The sequence below is a fragment of the Streptosporangium sp. NPDC001559 genome, assembly GCF_042893955.1.
In the GTDB taxonomy this organism is placed as follows: Bacteria; Actinomycetota; Actinomycetes; order Streptosporangiales; family Streptosporangiaceae; genus Streptosporangium.
Genome location: NZ_JBIAVG010000013.1, coordinates 191,654 through 209,906, shown reverse-complemented (window position 1 = coordinate 209,906; position 18,253 = coordinate 191,654). Strand labels below are relative to the sequence as shown.

Below are 18,253 nucleotides of genomic sequence, written 5' to 3'. Positions count from 1 at the left end.
AAAGGTGCGGCATGGCGATCGAGCTCGATCCCGACTGGCCCGGTCTGACCGTCAAGAGCGACAGCAGCGGCAAGGGCGGTCCCGACCTGAACCGCGCCACGATCAAGGAGATCGCCGGGCTGCTGGAGAAGGAGCTGCAGAAGCTGACGACCCCCACGCCGCCCCCCGCGACCGCGGTGGCGACGGCCAAGGGAGAGCGCGCCGAGCTGCCGGGGCCTCCCCCGGGGGGCGGGTCGCTTCCCGACCTGCAACTGCAGTGCGCGCTCAGCGACGAGCACCTCGGCAAGTGGCTGACCGCCCAGCAGTTCACCATGGCGATCAACACGTCCTACTCGGTCCTCGTCGGAGAGCGGGGCCAGAAGGGCGGCGGCCTGTACTCCTCGACGATCGAGCAGTACAAGGCCGTCATCGACACGCTCTACGAGATCGCCAAGGCCTACGACGGCGCTGAGGTGGCGAACGAGGGCACGGCTCCCAAGACGGGCGCCTGATAGGGAGGCCATCATGGCGGAAACAGGCTCCAACCGGCTCAAGTACGGCATCGAGCCGCAGGAGACGCACCTGTCGGTCACGCTCTTCGACAGCATCAAGGACCAGGTCAGGGAGTGGGTGGACGCCACCCACCCGAACTCGGTGAAGCGCGCGGGCGACTACTACGTCGCCGCGCACGACCTGCTCCAGGAGGCCGCGGCCACCCTCAAGCAGCGGGCGACCGATCTGGCCGGGACCTACAAGGGGGCCGAGAGCGTCGAGGCCCAGAAGGAGCTCCAGCGGCTGCACGGGAGCATCCGCGAGCTGGCGGGCAAGATGCGGCAGGTCGGCACCACGTTGCGCGGCTACTCCGAGACGCTCACCTGGGCCCAGCGCAACATCGTCACCAAGCGGGGCGAGGACTCGCGTTCCGACCACGACACCGACTGGGCGGACCAGATCCCGTTCTACGGCGCGTACCGCGCGGAGGACAGGGCCAGGGACCGGTTCAACGAGATCAACGAGAAGATCATCCAGCACTACAGGGAACTGCCCGAGGACGTGCAGCACTCGCTGCCGACCCCGATGCAGCTCCCCATGCCCGACTACGACGGCGTCAACCTGCCCACGGGCCCCGGGGGAAGGGTCACGGGGCCGGGCGGGGGCGACTACAACGGCACGCCCACCCGGCTGTCCGTCGACGACCCCACCAACCGCCTGGGACTGAACGGCTCGGACCCCTACGGCCAGGGTGACCTGGGCGGCCTGAACGGTTCAGGGCAGGGCGGCAAGGACTTCCCCGGGCAGGGGCCTGGATCGGTGGACGGCTTCCCGCCCGGTCCGGGGACGGACGGCCAGGGCTCCGACATCGGTGGCTCCAACCCGAACCTCACGAACCCGGGAACCGTGAACGGCTCCCTTCCCGGCACCGATCCGAACGACCGGTCCGGTACCGGCTCGACCTCCCTCGCGGGCCTGAGCCCCAACGACCTGGGCAACGGCACGTACGGTCTGCCCAACGGCCAGGGAGCGGGCACCTTCGGCAACACCAACGGCCTGATCGGCACCGGTGCGAACACCGGCACGGGAACGGGAACCGGCGTCGGAGTGGGGGTCGGCCTGCCGGGTGGCACCGGGGGCCTCGGCGGAGCCGGAGGCCTCGGCTCGGGGGCCGGTGGGCCTCGGGGCGCGGGAACCTCGGGGATGCCGATGATGCCGATGGCTCCCGGCGGCGGCGCGGGCTCGGAGGAGAAGCAGGACCGGGAGAGCAGCACCTGGCTCCTGGAGGACGACGAGGTCTGGGGCAACGGTGGCGACACCACTCCCCCCGTGATCGTCTGATGTGCTGTGGTCGTCCGTCGCGAGGATGTCGCGAGGATGTCGTGAGGAGATGAAATGGGCGCTTCGCCACTGGACGGGATCTCGCTCGGGGTCGGTGGTCCCGTCAAGGTCGTCTCGTTCACCGATGACCAGCTGAAGAACCTCGGCACCGAGTTCAGCAGCCGAGCCAAGGACGTCGACGGTCTCATCCACGGCACCGGTTCGATCGGCATCGCCCCGCCCGCCTTCGGCGTGCTCGGGATGGGGTTGAACTCCGCCCACGACACCGCCCGTGACGGCGCCGTCGACGTTCTCAAGGCGGGCAGGGCGGCGATCGACTCGTGGAACGCGGCTCTCAAGGCCGCGTCCGAGAACTACGCGGCCGCGGAGAAGGCGAGCACGACCGAGGAGAAGCCCGGCCCCGGCGACCTGGGTCCCGGCAATCTGGGAGGCCCCGGCAAGCTGGGCGGTGGCGGCCTCCCCAAGATGGGCGGCGGCCTCGGCGGCGGGGCCGGTGACGATATGAAGTTCCCCACGTCGGGGACGGATCTGTCGGACAAGGACCTGCTGGACCGCAAGTTCCCCGACGACACCAGCTCCCTCAATGGCACCAAGCCTGACGACATCAAATTCCCTGACAACACCAATTTCCCCGGCCAGAACGGGGCGAACCCGAACCTGCCGGACCCGAACCTGCCCGACCCCAACTCGCCCGGGGCCAAGCTCCCCGATCCGAACGGCATCGGGGACAACCTCAACAAGCCCGCCCTCGGGCTGGACGACTCCACGAAGACCGCCCTGTCGTCCTACAACCCTCCCAACGTGGGCAACCCGGGCAACCCGGGCAACCTGGGCAACGTGCCGACCGGGAATTCGGGACTGCCGGGCGGTACCACCTGGACGGGAGACACGCTGGGGCCGGGCTCGCCCGGCCGGGGCGGCGCGTTCTCCGGGGTCGGCGGCAACGGGTCCCTCCCGGGCGGCCTGTCCGGCACGGGCACGGGCGGCGCGGGTGGCATGGGCGGTATGCCGATGATGCCGATGGCACCCGGCGCCGGCGGCGAGCAGGGCAAGGAACGTGAGAAGACCACCTGGACCTCGGAGGACGAGAGCGTCTGGGGCGGCGACGAGGACATCGCCCCACCGGTGATCGGCCAGGAATGACTGACCCCCTCGGGCCGCGGCCCGAGGGAGACGGAGCGCTGAGGCGTTTGAGCGGGAACCGGATGCCGGAGAAGGAGACGAGCCGTGGCGTACGAGAGTGATCGATGGGGATACATGTCGTTGATCCCGACGGGGCTCGCCGCCGCGGCCGTCCTCATGCATCCGGGGGCCTACCTCATCGTCGCGGCCGTCGGGACGATGGTCTCCAACCCCGGCGACATGGCGAAGGCGGCCGGCGAGTGGCGTGACCCGAAGGGGGCCGGCGGGGTCGACATCGACACGCTCAAACAACAGCTGATCGACCTGAAGGCGAGGGCCGAGAAGGAGGGCAAGTGGGAGGGGGACGCGCAGAAGCTCTTCGCCTCCACCATCGACGACTTCGTCACCCAGCTGGACGGCGTCAAGAGGTTCCGCGAGGGAACGGCCGACACCCTCGACCAGACCGCGTCCCTGTACCACGGGACCTTCCAGTTCGCCACGCTCGTGATCGGCGCCATGACCGTCGCGGCGGCCGCCTCCCTCGCCCTGTGGGCCTTCCCGCCGCTGCGGGCGGGTCTCATGCTGCAGATCAACACTTTTCTCAAGGGACTCGACGCCGTCGTCAGAGCCGTGCTCAAAAAGAAGCTGCTGGCGATCGGGGCGGTCGGGGTGATCCTGATGATAGTCAACGACATGTCGAAGGAGCAGGGGCGGCTGTTCTACGGCATGCGGTCGATGCCGGAGCTGGAGACGGACTTCACCCAGGTCAAACTGCAGTACGAGAAGAACACCGGGCTCACCGTGAAGCCGGACACCTCCGCGCTGAAGGTTCCCAAGCCGAAGGGCGGAATCATTCCCGGCATCATCTGACCGGTCACCGCCGCTGCTGCGTCCCGGTGGTCTGGGGCCGGTCGGCCTGTACCGGTTTCCTGGCCGCCGGGATGTCGAGCGCCGGTCCCTCGGGGATCAGGTGCACCAGGTGCGCGGGCAGCGGGGCGATGTCCTGCGTCGTGTAGCCGAGGGCGGTCAGCGCCTGCGGTGAGGTGACGGCGTGCCGCCGCCCCTGGTCGTCGACCAGGTAGAGCGACTGGATCGCGTCCAGCCTGCCGTCTCCGGGCAGCAGCCCGGCCAGGGCGCCTCCGCCGTACGGCAGGACCACCTGGTCGACCACGTCCTGGTTGAACCAGCCCTTCGGCGGCGTGGGGACCGCGACCGTGCTGCCGACCGTCAGCAGCGCCTTGGCCGAGCCGCGCTCGGTGTCGGCGTAGACGGCGCAGACCGGACTGGTCGACGGCGGGGTGATGACCGCGGGCATGGTCTGCGGGAGGTCACCGCCGCCCATCGAGGTCGCCGAACGCCTGGCGCCGGTCGCGGTCGCCGGGTCCAGCTCGATCGCCTTGACCGGTGCCCGGCCGTACGCCTTCTTGCTGCCGGGGTCCTGCAGCAGCAGGGCGGCCTGGGTCGGCGTGAGGGGCGCCAGGCCGTCGGCTAGCTGGACGTACCACTTGGCGCCTCCGCCGGCGACCGGCGGGACGGTGAACACCCTGCCGACGATCGATCCGCCGCCGTCGGGGCCGCGCGCCTGGCGGCCGAGGCCGGGGACGGAGGGGGAGCGGAAGTCGGGTCCGGCGGGCAGCGCGTTGAGCCAGGCCAGCGGGACCTGGCGGGGCCGCTCCTCGGTCAGCGCCCGTGCCCCCTCGGTGGAGACGCGCATCCGCTGGTTCGACCAGAGCAACCAGGCCTGCCCGTCCTGCTCGACGAGCATGGCCTTGTTCTGCCCGATCGGATCGCCGCCGACGGCGAACCCCCCGACCAGGGTGGTGTACGGCCTGCGCTCGCCGTTGGCGTCCGTCCCCTCGACCACGCAGGCCGACCAGGGGGAGCGGATCAGGCGGTCACGGGCGGGCAGCGACTCCGGGGCGCCGGGGATGCCGACCAGAGTGCCGCGCGGGTAGCGGGCCAGTGAGGCGGAGCTGACCAGGCGCACCTTCACGTTCTCCTGGCCGACCAGCAGCCGGGCGGAGGCCATGTTGACGACCGGGATCATCGTGCCCTGGGGGGCGCTGTAGACGAACGTGGCGCCCGTCTCCTCCTCGACGATCACGGTTCCCGGGTCGGTGAGCGCGGTCGCGTTGCCCGGCCGCAGCAGGCCGATCACGCCGAAGACGGCGGCGACCAGCACGGCGACCAGTACGCCGCCGAACATCGCCACGTTGTGTCTGCGCATGGGCGACTCGGGCAGGTCTGGTTCGCCCTGGAGCAGGGCGGTGCCCAGGCGCTGCGTCATCAGCCTGTACGCCTGGTAGAGGTCACGCCGGGTCTGCATCCCAACCCCCGTATCGCTGGATGCGTTACCGCAAGCATAGAAGGACGATCTTGAAAATGGCCCCTTTTGTGGTGGATGTAAACGGTTGCCGTCCAGAGCGTTTCCGATCATCGAAAGCCCGCTGAACAAGATCCGGGAAAGCCGGGGCGGCGGGCCGGGCGGTGATAGGAGATACAGGAACGACCGTTGATCAAGGAGGGGCACATGGCGCTGGACATTCACGTCACGTCCGACGCGATTCGAGCACTCCACAGCGAGGTGACCGACACCACCATCCCCAAGGTCAGGGAACTGCGGGACATGGTGGCGAGCACCCACGTGTCCTTTCCCGGCTGGGGGGCGGCCGGTGAGGTGGCGATCGGGATCAGGTACCGCCAGATCCAGCGCCAGATGGAGGAGAGGTTCACCGAGGCCCTCGACGTCCTGGCCTCCTGGCAGGAGGGGCTGCTGACGGCCGAGGGCAACTGGAAGACCGCGGAAGCGGCCAGCGGCGTCGTCGTCCGCCGATGACCGCCTCGAACAGGCCCCAGTGGAGGACCGCGACACGCAGCGCCAAGGGTGTCGTCGTCAACTCCTCGAAGATCATCAGCAGCCTGGAGAAGGGCGCGCGGCTCGCGCCGACCCTGTGGGCGGGTGTGGCGATCGCGGGGACGGCGGTCGCCAACGTGCCGGGGATGGCCGACGCCTACAACAACTGGGAGTCGATCCACTCGCGCCTGGACACCCTCAACAAGAGCTTCCTGGCCTCCCTGCGGGACAAGGAGAAGGACGGGTGGATCGCCAAGGACCGTGAGGCGTTCAACCACGCGGTCCAGCAGTACCAGGAGGCGGTGGAGAGCCTGCGCGCCTACGTCAAGGCCGTCGCGGGGATCGTGGACGAACTGGGCGACGCCTACCGTGCCTACTGGGCCGCGCTCGCCGCGCTGGCGGCCCGGCTGATCTCCCTCCTGCTGATCGCCGCGGCCATGCTGACGACGCCGTTCGCCGGGTCCGCCATGCTGAACCTGAGAATGCTCGGCACCCTGGCCAGCGGCATCATCGGCGCCTCGACCGCCGCGCTGGTGAAGATCATCGCCGCGGGTGCGAGCAGCGTCTCGCTGTTCTTCTCGGGTAAGGCGTTCTGGCAGATGTTCAACCTCTCGCCGACCGGCGCCGCGAAGATCGACTTCACCCAGGCGATGATCGTGACAGGGAACCTGCCCTCCTTCCAGAAACCGCCCCCCTCGCAACCCGGGCAGCCGACCCGGCTCCCGCCCTCGGCGGGCTTCCAGTGGCTGGCCCCCAAGAGAGAGCTCCCCGCGCCATGACACAGATGAATCGCGACTTCGACGACCTGCGCCTGGACACCCCGGAAGGTCTCGACGAGTTCGTACGGCGCAGCGACGAGATGCTGAACAGGCTCAGCGGCGTTCAGTACGAGCTCGGCGCGATCATGGGGGAGGGCGAGGCGGCCGACGGCATGGCGCGGGCCGTGGTCGACTCGACGGGGCGCCTGGAGCGCGTCACCCTCGACCCCAGGATCGCGCGCCTGGACACCGCCACGATCGCCGAGGCGGTCACCGAGGCGGTCCGCGCGGCGCAGGACGACGCGCGTCGCCGTAGCGAGGAGCTGATCAGCGAGGCGACGGGCGGCGAGCCGATCACGCTGGACATGGCCGCGGCCCGCCGCCAGCTCGAGGAGATCGGCGAGGACCTGGCCCGCACCCTGCGGGACCTGTCCTCGGGCTTCTGACCCCGTACGGGTCCGAGCGGCGGCTATCTGCCGTTGATCTTGTCGAGCGTCGCGTCGACCTTGGGGTCGGGTTTGTTCGAGGCGGGCTCCCCCACCTCACGCTTGGGGGCGACCCAGGCCGAGGGCGGTTCCGTGGAGATGACGGCCTTCTTGAAGTCGATCTTCATGGCGCCGGTCGGCATGACGTTGTTCAGGTCGAGCATCCGCTGTGTGAGGGGAAGCAGGGTGGTGCCTATCAGGGCGAGGTAGCCGCCCAGAAGCGCGGTCATCTTGGCGGCGAGGCTGTTGACGATGGGGCCGAGTCGCTGGAGCGCCACCTGCGCGGCGGCGGCCGTGGCCGGATTGCCCCTGCTCGCGAGCCGGATGGCCGTTATGTAGAGGGTCACCGCGGAGGAAAGGACGAGGATTCCCTTCCAGTAGTCGTAGTACGCCTGGTGGACCGCGTCCACCTTGCCCTCCAGGGTGTAGCAGACGCCGCTGAGCTTCTGCAGTTCGCCACTGAACAGGGCGGTCGCGTTCAGGAACTCCTCACGGTCGTCGGCCTGCCAGTCGGCGCGGGACAGGAAGACCGCGTTGCCGATGAGGGAGGGGTAGGCGACCTCAAGGGCCTTGGCGAGGGCGTTCCAGTTGGCCTTGGCGTCGTTCATCCCCGGGGTGTTCGCCACGGCCGTGCTCACGATGGCCACCGCGGTGGCCAGGGCAGGAATCGGCCTGGCGTTCGCCCTGAGCGCCTTGAGGGCCTCGTCCGCGAAAGCCGTGAGCTCCCTGCGCGCCGCCGTCGCCGCCCGACCATGGTGGGTGAGGTCGACCTTTGGTCCCGTCACCTTCTCCGCCGCCTTTGCTGTCGCTGCCGTCGTTCTTCTCGGACTTCTCGGATGGGTGAGTCGACGCCTTCCGGCGGAGCCGTCATGAGTAGGTGACCTTGCTCGCGTCCTCGGCGTCCCTCCAGTTCTGCTTGACGGTCTCCAGGGCGCCGACCCAGGCGTTGATCGCGGCCGTGGCGTCCTCGACGGACTTCTTGACGTCGCGCTGCGTGCTCTCGTACGCGCCGCCGAAGGCGAGACCGAGCAGGCCGAACCCGGGGCTGTCGACGTTGGTCTCGTCGATCTTCGTCTTGAGGTCCTCGAACGCCGGTACCACCCGTTCGTTGAGGTTGCGCTGGATGTTCGCGATGCAGGTTGAGGTGACGTGAATGTTCTGACTCATCCGCCGACTTACCCCCGTGTAGTTCAGCTTTTGGACATCTGGTGGTTTCGTGTGTGAACAGCGGTGTTTAAGTGATCTTTACGGTACCGTGTGGCTTTTCTGGTGTCAGGAGTGATTTCGGTTATCTGTTGTCACTCATCGTCAGGAGGAGGCGCGTGGTGTTCGATCCCACCAACTTCGGGCTGGAAGACCTGGAACGCATCAGCAGGGACGCCGAACGTCAGACGGCGCGCCTGGCCGAGATCGAAGGCGAACTGGACGAGGTGCGCGGCACGGGAACCGGGGCGGACGGGCTGATCGGCGTGACCGTCGGCTCCTCGGGCAGGGTCGAGAAGATCGACCTCAACCCTCGCGTCATGCGTCTGGACAGCCACGTCCTGGCGGAGGAGCTCATGCGGGCGATCGGGGGCGCGGAGGACGACAGGGAGCGCAGGACGAAGGAGATCCTCGAAGACGCGGGGCTCCCGACCACCCCCCTGGGCCTCGACGACGCACGCGAGCGGATGGAGGCCGCCTACGAGTTCTTCGCCCACTCCGTCGGCGCCGAGGACGGGCGGTTCGAACGGCGCTGAGGAAGCCTGGAAGGCGTCGGCCCCCGCCGGGGAGAACCCGGCGGAGGCCGACGTCGTTCCGAGGTGCTCAGAGGCGCGTCATCCGCAGTTGGACATCGGGGCGCTGGCGCTGTCCGTCGAGTTGCCACCGCTGATGCTCACGCACTTGCCCTTCGCGGGCAGGATCACCGGGCCCGCGTAGTACTTGAACTCCCCGCGCTCGGTCTTGCTCCCGCCGTCCTTCACCTGAAGGGTGGCCCAGACGGAGGTCGCCTTCCCGATGTCGGTGGTCTTCATGGTGACCACGCAGTTCGAGCCGGTCGAGGAGTTGTAGAGCTGGTAGACGGCTCCGCCGGTGAAGGGCACGGAACGCTGCACGTAGTAGCCCGCCCCGCAGGCCTGCTGCGGCGTGTAGGGGTTGGTCTGCGGCCGGGACTCCTCGGCCGGGGGCTTGGCCGTCGAGGGCTCGGCGGTCGGCTGGAGCGGCGGCCTGACGTTGCCGGGCTCGATGGGCTTCTCCGAAGGACGCTCCGTCTCAGGCTTCGCCTCGGGCTTCGCGGTCCTGGTCGGAGCCGGCCGTACGGCCTTGGCGTCCTCGGAGGTGCGCGCCGTTCGGGTCGGCGTCGGCGTCGGCCTCGCGGCGTGGGTCGGTTGTGCGCTCGCCGCGGGCGTCGGGGCGGCCGTCGGTGCCGGTGAGGGGGAGGCCGTCTGGCTCGGCCCGGGGCTGCTGTTCGGCGTCGGGGACGCCGTGGACGTCCCGCTGGGAGAGGCCGTGGGAGACCCGCTGGGGGACCCACTGGGGGACGCGGTCGCGGGTCCGCTGGGCGGGACGGTGGGAGTCACGGTCACGGTGACGGTCGGCGTCGGCGTGTGGGCCTGCGTCGGCTCGGCCGTCTGACTCGGCTTGCCCGTCGGCTTCCCGGTCGGCTTCGCCGAGGTGTCCGCGGTCGGCACCGCGCTCGGGGGCGCGGGGACGTTGGTCGGCGGAATCGGGGGCGTGGTCGGCACGGCGGGCGGCGGAGTGGTGAACGAGGTCAGCGTCGGCACCGGGGGCTCACCCGTCGGCTCCTCCGTGGTCAGCTGGAGCGGAGCGACGTCCGGGACGTTCGGGTCGGGCGTCGTGCCCCACGGCACGGTCACCCGGTCCGAGGGGTCGTCACCGGTGCCCTGCTGTCCCTGACCCCCCGTGCCGTCCGTCGGGTACGGCTGCCGCCCCTTGCCCTGGTCGACCAGTTCGAGAGGGTTCGCGACCTTCCCGTCGGCGGAGGCCCGCTCGACGTTGTTGAGCGAGGTGTAGTTCCCCGCGGCCCAGATGCCCGCTCCGGCCAGCACGGCGACCGTGCCGACGCAGGCGGCCAGCAGCAGCCCGCCGGGCTTCTTGCTCCCCGTGGTCGAGGCCGCGACCTGCAGCACGATGGGCGGCTGCGTCGAGGCCGCGGTGTCCTTGGGCAGCGGCGGCGCGCTCCATCCCGCGGACGCCGCAGGCTGCGAGGCGGCGGCGTCCTGCTGCTGGGGCACGGCCGGTGCGACGGCGTCCCCGACGACCGTGCCCCCTGTGACGGCGCCCCCCGTGACGGCCGTTCCGGTGAGGGCGGGCCGGTCGCCGAGCAGCTGCAGCATGGCGGCCTTGGTGTCGGGGCGCTGCTGTGGCTGCTTGTCGAGGCAGGCGATCAGGAGGGCGGTCAGCGCGGGCGCGAGCCCGGTGAGGTCGGGGGAGCCGTTGAGCACGGCCTGCGGGTCCCCGCCGAAGGGGGCGCGGCCGGTCGCGGCGTAGGCGATGGTCGCGGCCCAGGCGAACAGGTCCGCGGGCCTGCCGGGCGCCGGTGCCGGACCGCCGGTGAGGTTGGCGTGGACCAGCTCGGGGGCGTGGTAGTCGGGCTCGGGCCCGGTGACGCCGAGGGCGGTGTCGCGCACCCGCGGCCCCTCCGCGCTCAGCACCACGGTGTCGGGGTTCAGCCCGCCGTGGGCGAGGCCCGCCAGGTGGATGGCGGTGAGGGCGGTGAGGGTGCCGGAGGCCAGCCGCTCCAGGGCGTCGGGGTCGAGCGGTCCGTCCGCGGTGACCGTCTCGCGCAGGGAGCGGCCCTCGACGTGCTCGTGGACGACGTAGGGGGAGTCGTCGAACCAGCCGACCTCGACAAGTTTGGCGGTGTGCGCGCCGGAGATCCGCTTGGCGGCGTGCAGCCGGTTGGTGATCCGCTCCCGCGTCTGGGGGTCGGCACCGGGCGGCGCGGGCAGCAGGCGGATGACCCGGGTGGTCTCCTGATCGGGAAGATGCCCCAGGTAGACGGTCTGACCGGAGGCGTCGCCGAGACGTCCGGTGAGGAGGTAGACACCAATCCGCTCCGGATCTTCAGGTGTCAATGGGCTGAAATCCCCCATCGGCCATCCTTCCAACTCAACTATCGATAAAGACTGCTATAGGTAGATCTAGGGCTATCAAAGCAAATCTGATCAGTGAAGTTCACACGTTTCACAGCTCTTTCACGTCTGTTCTCCCGGATGCCCTGGTCGCCATCCTCTGCGCCGGCCCTTCGGCACGGTGAACCTGAACACCACGGCCAGCAGGACTCCGGCGAGACAGAGCAGGGCGACCCACAGCGTGATCGAGACGCTCAGGGCGTCCTCGGGAGGCGTGCGCCGGATCGCGTCGGCGGGCAGCGGGGCGGGCTCCTGCGGCGCCAGGGCCACCTCGTCCGAGGCCATGATCGTCGAGACCGCCAGCAGCGGGTTGACCATCCCGGCGCCGCTGCCCGTCCCCGAGGCGCCGTCGGCGGTCCGCGCGATGCGCCAGCGCACCTGGTCCTTGTTCAGCTCCGGGTAGCGGGAGCGCACCAGCGCCGCGACACCCGACACGTAGGCCGCCGCGAAACTGGTGCCGTTCTCCTTCTCGACGTAGGACCGCCCCGGCCAGGTACTGGTGATGTCACTGCCGGGGGCCAGCACGGTGACGGGGGTCATGGAGTTCGAGTAGTCGGCGACGCTCCCGTCGGAGTTGGCCGCGCCGACCGAGATGACCCCGGGATAGGCGGCCGGGTAGGCGGGGGCCGGAGTGCCGTCCTCCTTGCTCACGTTGCCCGCCGCGGCGACCACGACCGCGTCCTTGGCCAGCGCGTACGCGACCGCGTTGCGCAGGTCGGGCTGGTCGCTCGCCTGGATGGAGACGTTGATCACGTCGGCGCCGAGCTGGGCCGCCTTGACGATGCCCAGCGCCAGCCTGCCCAGGTCGCCCTCGTCGCCCAGGGGCTGCTTGATGGAGATCAGCCTGGCCTCGGGCGCGACCCCCGCGAAGGGCACCCCCTTGAGTCTGGCCCCGCCGATGATGCCCGCGACCGCGGTGCCGTGGCCGACGCAGTCCGCCTTGCCGGTTTCGGTGAGGTCGAACGCGGTCACCCGGGTCAGCTGGGGATGCGTGACGTCCACGCCGCTGTCGACGATCGCCACGGTCACCTTGGCGCCTCTGGACAGCCGCCACGCCTGCGGCAGGTTGAGCCGCCGCTGCCCCCACGGCTCCGCGATGCTCGTCGTGCCGCGTTTCGGCGCGCACCTGGTGGGCGCGGCCACGGCGGGAGCGGCGGGTACGGCGGCCCCCGCGGTCACGATCGCGATGGCCGCGGCCGTCAGCCTTCGCGTTAATCCGTTCACCTTCTGTCCCCCAAGACCGGTGATACCGGGCAGAACCCTACTGAACCCGATCAAGCGCCGTCACGGTGTCCGGCGGTCCTAAGCTGACTGCCGTGACCGGGCGAGGCGGGCGGGTGCCCGGGGTTCGGTGAGAGGGCGGGGAGCGGACATGGGAGAACACGCGGCCGGATATGCGTGGGGCGAGGCGACGGCGACGGGTGTCGGGTCGCACCCGGGGCAGGACCACGAGGAGGCGATCAGGGTCGTCTTCGGGGAGCTTTCCGCTCTGCCGTACCTCCCCGAGCTGCCCGGGCGGGGCGTCGGCGCCGACATGATCGGGCGGTCCGCCTCGCTGCTGGTCGAGCTGGCCGTCGAGGTCCAGCCCTCGGGGTGGCGCTTCGCGGACCGGCCGGGACGCGACGCCAGGCGGGCCCGTGACCACCTGCTGCGCGACCTCGACGCCCTTGAGGAGGCGGCCCAGGGGTACCGGGGGCCGTTCAAGATCCAGGTGGCCGGGCCGTGGACGCTGGCGGCGACCGTCGAGCTGCGTCACGGCGACAGGACACTCGCCGACCCGGGAGCGGTGCGCGACCTGGCCGCCTCCTTCGCCGAGGGGCTCGCCGCGCACGTCGCCGACGTGCGCAAGAGGGTGCCTGGCGCCACGGAGATCGTGCTGCAGCTCGACGAGCCCGGCCTGCCCGGGGTGCTGGCGGGCACGGTCCCGACCGCGTCCGGCTTCGGGCGGCTGTCCGCCGTCGAGGCCCACGACGCCACCGAGCTGCTCGGCTCCGTGCTGCCCGGGGGGGTCTTCCCGATCGCCCACTGCTGCGCGCCCAGGGTGCCCTTCGGCGTCCTGCGCGAGGCGGGTCTTCGCGGCATCTCGCTGGACGCCTCCCTGCTCAGGCGACGCGACGAGGACGCGATCGGCGAGACGATCGAGGCGGGGGTCGCGCTCTTCCTCGGCGTCGTGCCCGGCACGGACGCGCCGCTGCCCGACATCGGGGTGATCGCCAGGCCCGCCGCGGAACTGTGGAGCAGGCTCGGTTTCCCCGCCTCGACGCTGGCCTCGCAGGTCGTGCTCACCCCCGCGTGCGGGCTGGCCGGGGCCTCACCCGCCTACGCCAGGACCGCCCTGGCCACGTGTGCGCGGGCGGCCCGCGTGCTGCGGGAGGACCCGGGCGAGTGACCTCCCCGCCGCCGGGCCGTACGGCGGTCGCGTGACCGGGGCGGGCTCGTCCGCGGAGCTTGTCCATGGGCGGGTAACGGCGCCGCGCGCTGTCGGTGGTCGGCGATAGCGTTCTCCTCGTTTCTGGTTGACGAGGGGAGAGCCTGCGATGGGCGCTGAGGTCGAGGGTGTGCCGGTTGCGGCGCTTGAACGGCACGCGGAGCTGGCCGAGCTGGCCGACGAGGCCAACTGGCGTTACTACGTGCTCGACTCGCCGACCGCGAGCGACGCCCAGTACGACGCGTGGATGCGCGAGCTGCGCGCCCTCGAGGAGGAGCACCCGGCCCTGCGCACGCCGGACTCCCCGACGCAGAAGGTCGGCGCGCCGATCTCCAGCGACTTCACGGCGGTCGCCCACCTGCAGCGGATGGAGAGCCTGGACAACGCCTTCAACGCCGACGACCTGCTCTCCTGGCAGGTCAGGGCGGAACGGCTCGCCGAGCGCGAGATCGCGCCCTACCTGTGCGAGCTGAAGATCGACGGCCTGGCCATCGCGCTGGTCTACGAGAAGGGCCGCCTGGTGCGGGCCGCCACCAGGGGCGACGGCCGCGTCGGCGACGACGTCACGGCGAACGTGCGCACGATCGCCGACGTCCCCCAGCGGCTCACCGGCCCGGACGTGCCCGACCTCGTCGAGGTCAGGGGCGAGGTCTACATGCCCGTCGAGGGCTTCAGGAAGCTCAACGAGCAGCTGGTCGAGGCGGGCAAGCCCCCCTTCGCCAACCCTCGCAACTCCGCGGCGGGCTCGCTGCGGCAGAAGGACCCCAGGATCACCGCGCAGCGACCGCTGCACATGATCGTCCACGGTGTCGGCAAGTGGGAGGGTGAGGCCCTGCCCCCGACCCAGTCGGCGGTCTACGAGCGGCTCAGGGCGCTGGGCCTGCCGGTCAGCGACCTCTACAAGGTCGTGGACGACCTCGACGGCATCAACGCCTTCATCGAGTTCTACCGCGAGCACCGCCACGACCCGGTCTACGAGATCGACGGCGTCGTGGTGAAGATCGACCGCATCGAGATCCAGCGCAACCTGGGCTCGACCAGCAGGGCGCCCCGCTGGGCCATCGCCTACAAATACCCCCCGGAAGAGGTCAACACCAAGCTCCTGGACATCCAGGTCGGGGTCGGCCGCACGGGCCGGGTCACGCCGTACGGCGTCATGGAGCCGATCGTGGTCGCGGGCTCCACGGTCGAGCGGGCGACCCTGCACAACGGCTCCGAGGTCGCGCGCAAGGGCGTGCGCGTCGGCGACACCGTGGTGCTGCGCAAGGCGGGCGACGTCATCCCGGAGATCGTCGGCCCCGTCGCCGACCTGCGCGACGGCACCGAGCGTGAGTTCACGATGCCGACGCACTGCCCGGAGTGCGGCACGGAGCTGGCCTACGAGAAGGAGGGCGACGCCGACCTGCGCTGCCCCAACACCAGGGCGTGCCCGGCCCAGCTGCGTGAGCGCATCTTCTTCGCCGCCGGGCGCAGGGCCTTCGACATCGAGGGGCTCGGCTACGTCGCGGCGACCGCGCTGACCCAGCCGCTGCCGCCCCAGGAGCCGCCGGTGCGCACCGAGGCCGACCTGTTCGACCTGACCGTCGAGCGGCTGCTGCCGATCAGGTCCGTCGTCCGCGATCCCGACACCGGCCTGCCCAAGACCGACCCGGAGACCGGCGAGCCCAAGGTCGTCACCTTCTTCGCCAACCAGAGCGGCGAGCCGAGCAAGAACGCCGAGAAGATGCTGGAGGAGCTGGAGCGGGCGAAGGACCAGCCGGTCTGGCGGGTGCTGGTCGCGCTCTCGATCCGGCACGTCGGCCCGCCGACCGCGCAGGCCGTCGCCGCCGAGTTCCGCTCGATCGACGCGATCGAACGGGCGACCGAGGAGGAGCTGGCCGCGGTCGAGGGGGTCGGCCCCCGGGTGGCGGCGGCGATCCACGACTGGTTCCAGGTCGACTGGCACAAGGAGATCGTGACCCGCTGGAGGCAGGCCGGGGTCCGCATGGAGGACGAGCCTCCCGCCGACCTGCTTCCGCGGACGCTCGAAGGCCTGACGTTCGTGGTGACCGGGACGCTGGCGGCCTTCACCCGTGACGAGGCGGGCGCGGCCCTTTCAGCCAGGGGCGGAAAGGTGTCCGGTTCGGTGTCTAAAAAGACCTCTTTCGTGGTTGTTGGGGAGAACGCAGGCTCCAAATATGACAAGGCAGTCAAGCTCAAAGTGCCGATTCTCGACGAGGATGGCTTGCGGGTCCTGCTGGAGGAGGGGCCGGAGGCGGCTGCCGCGGTGGCGGTGACGCCGGAGGAGTGACCACGGGGGCGAGAGGCCGACCAGGGGAAACGACGAGCGGGGGGCCGTTCCGTGACGGGTGCTTCGAATGGCCGGTGACGGAACGTGCGCAATTGGTTCCGCGAAGTGGCCCAGAGGCCGTACTCTCCCATAGTGAACTAATGGGGGTTTTGTTACTCATGGCCGACCCAAATGACACACGCGACACAGGTCCGCGTGCGGGCTCACCGCTGTGGGCCTATCTCACCGCCGTCATCACGCTCGGGTTCACGGCTCTCCTGCTGGCCCAGTGGCTGACCGGCCCCGCGCAACTGGCGGGGCTCGCGCGCAGCCCGATGTTCTGGATGCTGGCGGTCCTGGTCGTCCTGGGCGAGCTGCGGCCGGTGATGCTGTCATCGTCGATGACGGTCGGGGGCACCTACCCGTCGACGATGTTCACCTTCGCGGCCCTGCTCCACTACGGGCTGCCGGTGGCGGTGCTGACGCAGGCGGTCGCCATCGTCGTCAACAGCGCCGTCACCCGTAAGGCGTGGCACCGGGTCATGTTCAACATCGCCCAGACGACACTGGCTCTCACGGCCGCGGGGGCCGTGCTCGCCGTGCTCTGCCGTCACTCGGCCCCGGCGATCTCCTGGGTGCCCGACGGGCGTGACCTGCTCGCGCTCGCCCTGGCCGGGCTCGCCTACTTCTCGGTCAGGGCGCTGCTGGTCTCCGGCGCGGTCGCACTGCACGAACGGCGCTCCCTGCACCGGGTGATCAAGACAACGATCGGCCACCAGAGCCTGGTCTACGCGGGCCTGCTCGGCCTGTCCCCGCTGGTCGTGGTCGTGATGAACGACTCCCCGGCGCTGGTGCCGCTCTTCCTCGCGCCGATGGCCGCCGTCTACTTCACCGCGACCCTTTCCGTACGGCGCGACCACCAGGCCACCCACGACGGGCTGACCGGCCTGCCCAACCGCAAGATGCTCGTCGGCCGCAGCGAGGAGGCCATCGCCGAGGCGAGGGCCGGGGAGAAGGTCGGGCTCTTCCTGCTGGACCTCGACCGGTTCAAGGAGGTCAACGACACCCTCGGTCACCCGGTCGGCGACCGGCTGCTGCAGATCGTGGCGCACCGGCTCACCCACAGCGTACGGCCGGGAGACGTGGTGACCAGGCTCGGCGGCGACGAGTTCGCGGTGCTGCTGCCCTCGATCAGGGACGCGGCGGCGGCCAGGGAGGTGGCCGCGCGGTTGCGGGTCGCCCTCACCGAGCCGGTCAGGCTGGAGGGCATGACCTTCGACCTGGACGCCTCGGTCGGCATCGCCCTCTACCCCGACCACGCCCCCGACTTCGAGATGCTGATGCAGCGTTCCGACGTGGCGATGTACCTCGCGAAGGAGGCACGCACGGGCGTCGAGGTCTACGTCGCGGAGAAGGACCGCAACAGTCCCGAGCGGCTCAACCTCATGGGCGACCTGCGCAGGGCCATCGACCGCCGTGAGCTGCGTCTTCACTACCAGCCCAAGCTGGACCTGGCCAGCGGTCAGGTGCGCGGGGTCGAGGCGCTGCTGCGGTGGCGCCACCCCGAGCGCGGGATGATCTCGCCGGGGGAGTTCGTGCCGATGGCGGAGCAGTCCTACCTCATCCGGCACCTCACCCAGTACGTCATCGACGAGGCGCTCGAACAGGCCGCGCACTGGTGGCGGATCGGGCTCAACGAGCAGATCTCCGTCAACGTCTCCGCCCGTGACCTGCTCGACTCGGCCCTTCCCGACCTGCTGGGGGCCGGGCTCGCGCAGTACCACCTGCCGCCGGAGGCGATCCAGCTGGAGGTGACCGAGCGCGTCCTGATGACCGACCAGGCCTACACCGCCGACGCCGTCCGCGCTCTGAACGCGCTCGGGGTGCAGCTCGCGCTGGACGACTTCGGCACCGGCTACTCCTCGCTGGTGCGCCTGCAGCGCCTGCCGGTCTCCGAGGTCAAGATCGACGCCTCGTTCGTCAGGAGGCTCGGCGAGTCCGTGGACGACGAGCGGATCGTCCGCTCCATCATCGACCTGGTCCGCTCGCTGGGGCTGCGCTCGGTCGCCGAGGGCGTCGAGTCGGACGAGGTGGCCGCCCGCCTGGTCGAAATGGGCTGCGAACTGGCCCAGGGACGGCTCTTCACCGAGCCCATGCCCGCCGCCGACGCGACCGTCTGGCTGAGCGAGCACCGGGGCAGGGCCGTGCCCGACCTCGGATTCCTGCGCGGAAGCGAGGTTCTCGACCCCCAGACGGCCTGACCCCGGCGAAGGCCGGCACGCGCGCTCCCCGGACGGTTCGACGACGGCCGTCCGGTGGCGCGGGGGCCCGCGGAGACGCCAGAAGGGAGGGCGCGGGTTATTGGGTCAGGTACGTCAGGTCACGAGCC

16 protein-coding genes are annotated in these 18,253 nt (G+C 70.6%); 11 read left to right on the top strand and 5 right to left on the bottom strand.

What is annotated here, in order from left to right:
* Positions 1–11: 11 nt before the first annotated feature.
* The 4 genes from ACFYY8_RS27950 to ACFYY8_RS27935 all read left to right on the top strand — a co-directional run bounded on the left by ACFYY8_RS27950 (position 12) and on the right by ACFYY8_RS27935 (position 3,804).
* Complete coding sequence (locus tag ACFYY8_RS27950) at positions 12–491, top strand: hypothetical protein (RefSeq protein WP_390045883.1); 480 nt, start codon at positions 12–14, stop codon at positions 489–491.
* Between the two features lie 13 nt (positions 492–504).
* Positions 505–1,812: a hypothetical protein gene (locus tag ACFYY8_RS27945; RefSeq protein ID WP_390045881.1), complete on the top strand. Its 1,308-nt coding sequence runs from the start codon at positions 505–507 to the stop codon at positions 1,810–1,812.
* 54 nt (positions 1,813–1,866) lie between these two features.
* Complete coding sequence (locus tag ACFYY8_RS27940; RefSeq protein ID WP_390045879.1) at positions 1,867–2,955, top strand: hypothetical protein; 1,089 nt, start codon at positions 1,867–1,869, stop codon at positions 2,953–2,955.
* Between the two features lie 84 nt (positions 2,956–3,039).
* The gene (locus ACFYY8_RS27935) at positions 3,040–3,804 is read left to right on the top strand and encodes a WXG100 family type VII secretion target (protein WP_390045877.1); all 765 of its coding nucleotides are present in this window, start codon (positions 3,040–3,042) and stop codon (positions 3,802–3,804) included.
* Positions 3,805–3,808: 4 nt separating this feature from the next.
* Here the strand turns inward: ACFYY8_RS27935 and eccB are convergent, their stop codons facing one another.
* Positions 3,809–5,260, bottom strand: coding sequence for a type VII secretion protein EccB (eccB, locus tag ACFYY8_RS27930; RefSeq protein WP_390045875.1), 1,452 nt, complete (start codon positions 5,258–5,260; stop codon positions 3,809–3,811).
* A 204-nt stretch (positions 5,261–5,464) separates the two neighbouring features.
* Between eccB and ACFYY8_RS27925 the strand changes: the two genes are divergently transcribed.
* The 3 genes from ACFYY8_RS27925 to ACFYY8_RS27915 are packed head-to-tail and all read left to right on the top strand — an operon-like array spanning position 5,465 to position 6,992.
* On the top strand, positions 5,465–5,770 hold the full coding sequence (locus tag ACFYY8_RS27925) for a hypothetical protein (RefSeq protein ID WP_390045873.1): 306 nt from the start codon (positions 5,465–5,467) through the stop codon (positions 5,768–5,770).
* On the top strand, positions 5,767–6,567 hold the full coding sequence (locus tag ACFYY8_RS27920) for a hypothetical protein (RefSeq protein WP_390045871.1): 801 nt from the start codon (positions 5,767–5,769) through the stop codon (positions 6,565–6,567). Before ACFYY8_RS27925 ends, ACFYY8_RS27920 begins: the two co-directional genes overlap by 4 nt.
* Positions 6,564–6,992: a YbaB/EbfC family nucleoid-associated protein gene (locus tag ACFYY8_RS27915; protein WP_390045869.1), complete on the top strand. Its 429-nt coding sequence runs from the start codon at positions 6,564–6,566 to the stop codon at positions 6,990–6,992. The genes ACFYY8_RS27920 and ACFYY8_RS27915 overlap by 4 nt, the downstream gene beginning before the upstream one ends.
* Before the next feature lie 23 nt (positions 6,993–7,015).
* Here the strand turns inward: ACFYY8_RS27915 and ACFYY8_RS27910 are convergent, their stop codons facing one another.
* Both ACFYY8_RS27910 and ACFYY8_RS27905 read right to left on the bottom strand, forming a co-directional pair.
* A complete protein-coding gene (locus ACFYY8_RS27910) occupies positions 7,016–7,816 on the bottom strand; it encodes a hypothetical protein (RefSeq protein ID WP_390045867.1) in 801 nt (266 codons plus the stop codon).
* Between the two features lie 82 nt (positions 7,817–7,898).
* On the bottom strand, positions 7,899–8,198 hold the full coding sequence (locus ACFYY8_RS27905; RefSeq protein WP_390045865.1) for a hypothetical protein: 300 nt from the start codon (positions 8,196–8,198) through the stop codon (positions 7,899–7,901).
* Positions 8,199–8,353: 155 nt separating this feature from the next.
* Between ACFYY8_RS27905 and ACFYY8_RS27900 the strand changes: the two genes are divergently transcribed.
* Positions 8,354–8,770: a YbaB/EbfC family nucleoid-associated protein gene (locus ACFYY8_RS27900; protein ID WP_390045863.1), complete on the top strand. Its 417-nt coding sequence runs from the start codon at positions 8,354–8,356 to the stop codon at positions 8,768–8,770.
* A 78-nt stretch (positions 8,771–8,848) separates the two neighbouring features.
* Here ACFYY8_RS27900 and ACFYY8_RS27895 read toward each other — a convergent pair whose 3' ends face one another.
* On the bottom strand, positions 8,849–11,128 hold the full coding sequence (locus ACFYY8_RS27895; protein ID WP_390045860.1) for a serine/threonine protein kinase: 2,280 nt from the start codon (positions 11,126–11,128) through the stop codon (positions 8,849–8,851).
* 102 nt (positions 11,129–11,230) lie between these two features.
* Positions 11,231–12,391: a type VII secretion-associated serine protease mycosin gene (gene mycP / locus ACFYY8_RS27890; RefSeq protein WP_390045858.1), complete on the bottom strand. Its 1,161-nt coding sequence runs from the start codon at positions 12,389–12,391 to the stop codon at positions 11,231–11,233.
* Positions 12,392–12,539: 148 nt separating this feature from the next.
* On the opposite strand from mycP, the gene ACFYY8_RS27885 reads away from it, so the two are divergent.
* The 3 genes from ACFYY8_RS27885 (at position 12,540) to ACFYY8_RS27875 (ending at position 18,125) form a co-directional block, all read left to right on the top strand.
* On the top strand, positions 12,540–13,556 hold the full coding sequence (locus ACFYY8_RS27885; RefSeq protein ID WP_390045856.1) for a methionine synthase: 1,017 nt from the start codon (positions 12,540–12,542) through the stop codon (positions 13,554–13,556).
* Between the two features lie 148 nt (positions 13,557–13,704).
* A complete protein-coding gene (gene ligA, locus ACFYY8_RS27880; protein WP_390045854.1) occupies positions 13,705–15,885 on the top strand; it encodes an NAD-dependent DNA ligase LigA in 2,181 nt (726 codons plus the stop codon).
* A 158-nt stretch (positions 15,886–16,043) separates the two neighbouring features.
* Complete coding sequence (locus ACFYY8_RS27875; protein WP_390045852.1) at positions 16,044–18,125, top strand: putative bifunctional diguanylate cyclase/phosphodiesterase; 2,082 nt, start codon at positions 16,044–16,046, stop codon at positions 18,123–18,125.
* The last annotated feature ends 128 nt before the right edge of the window (positions 18,126–18,253 follow it).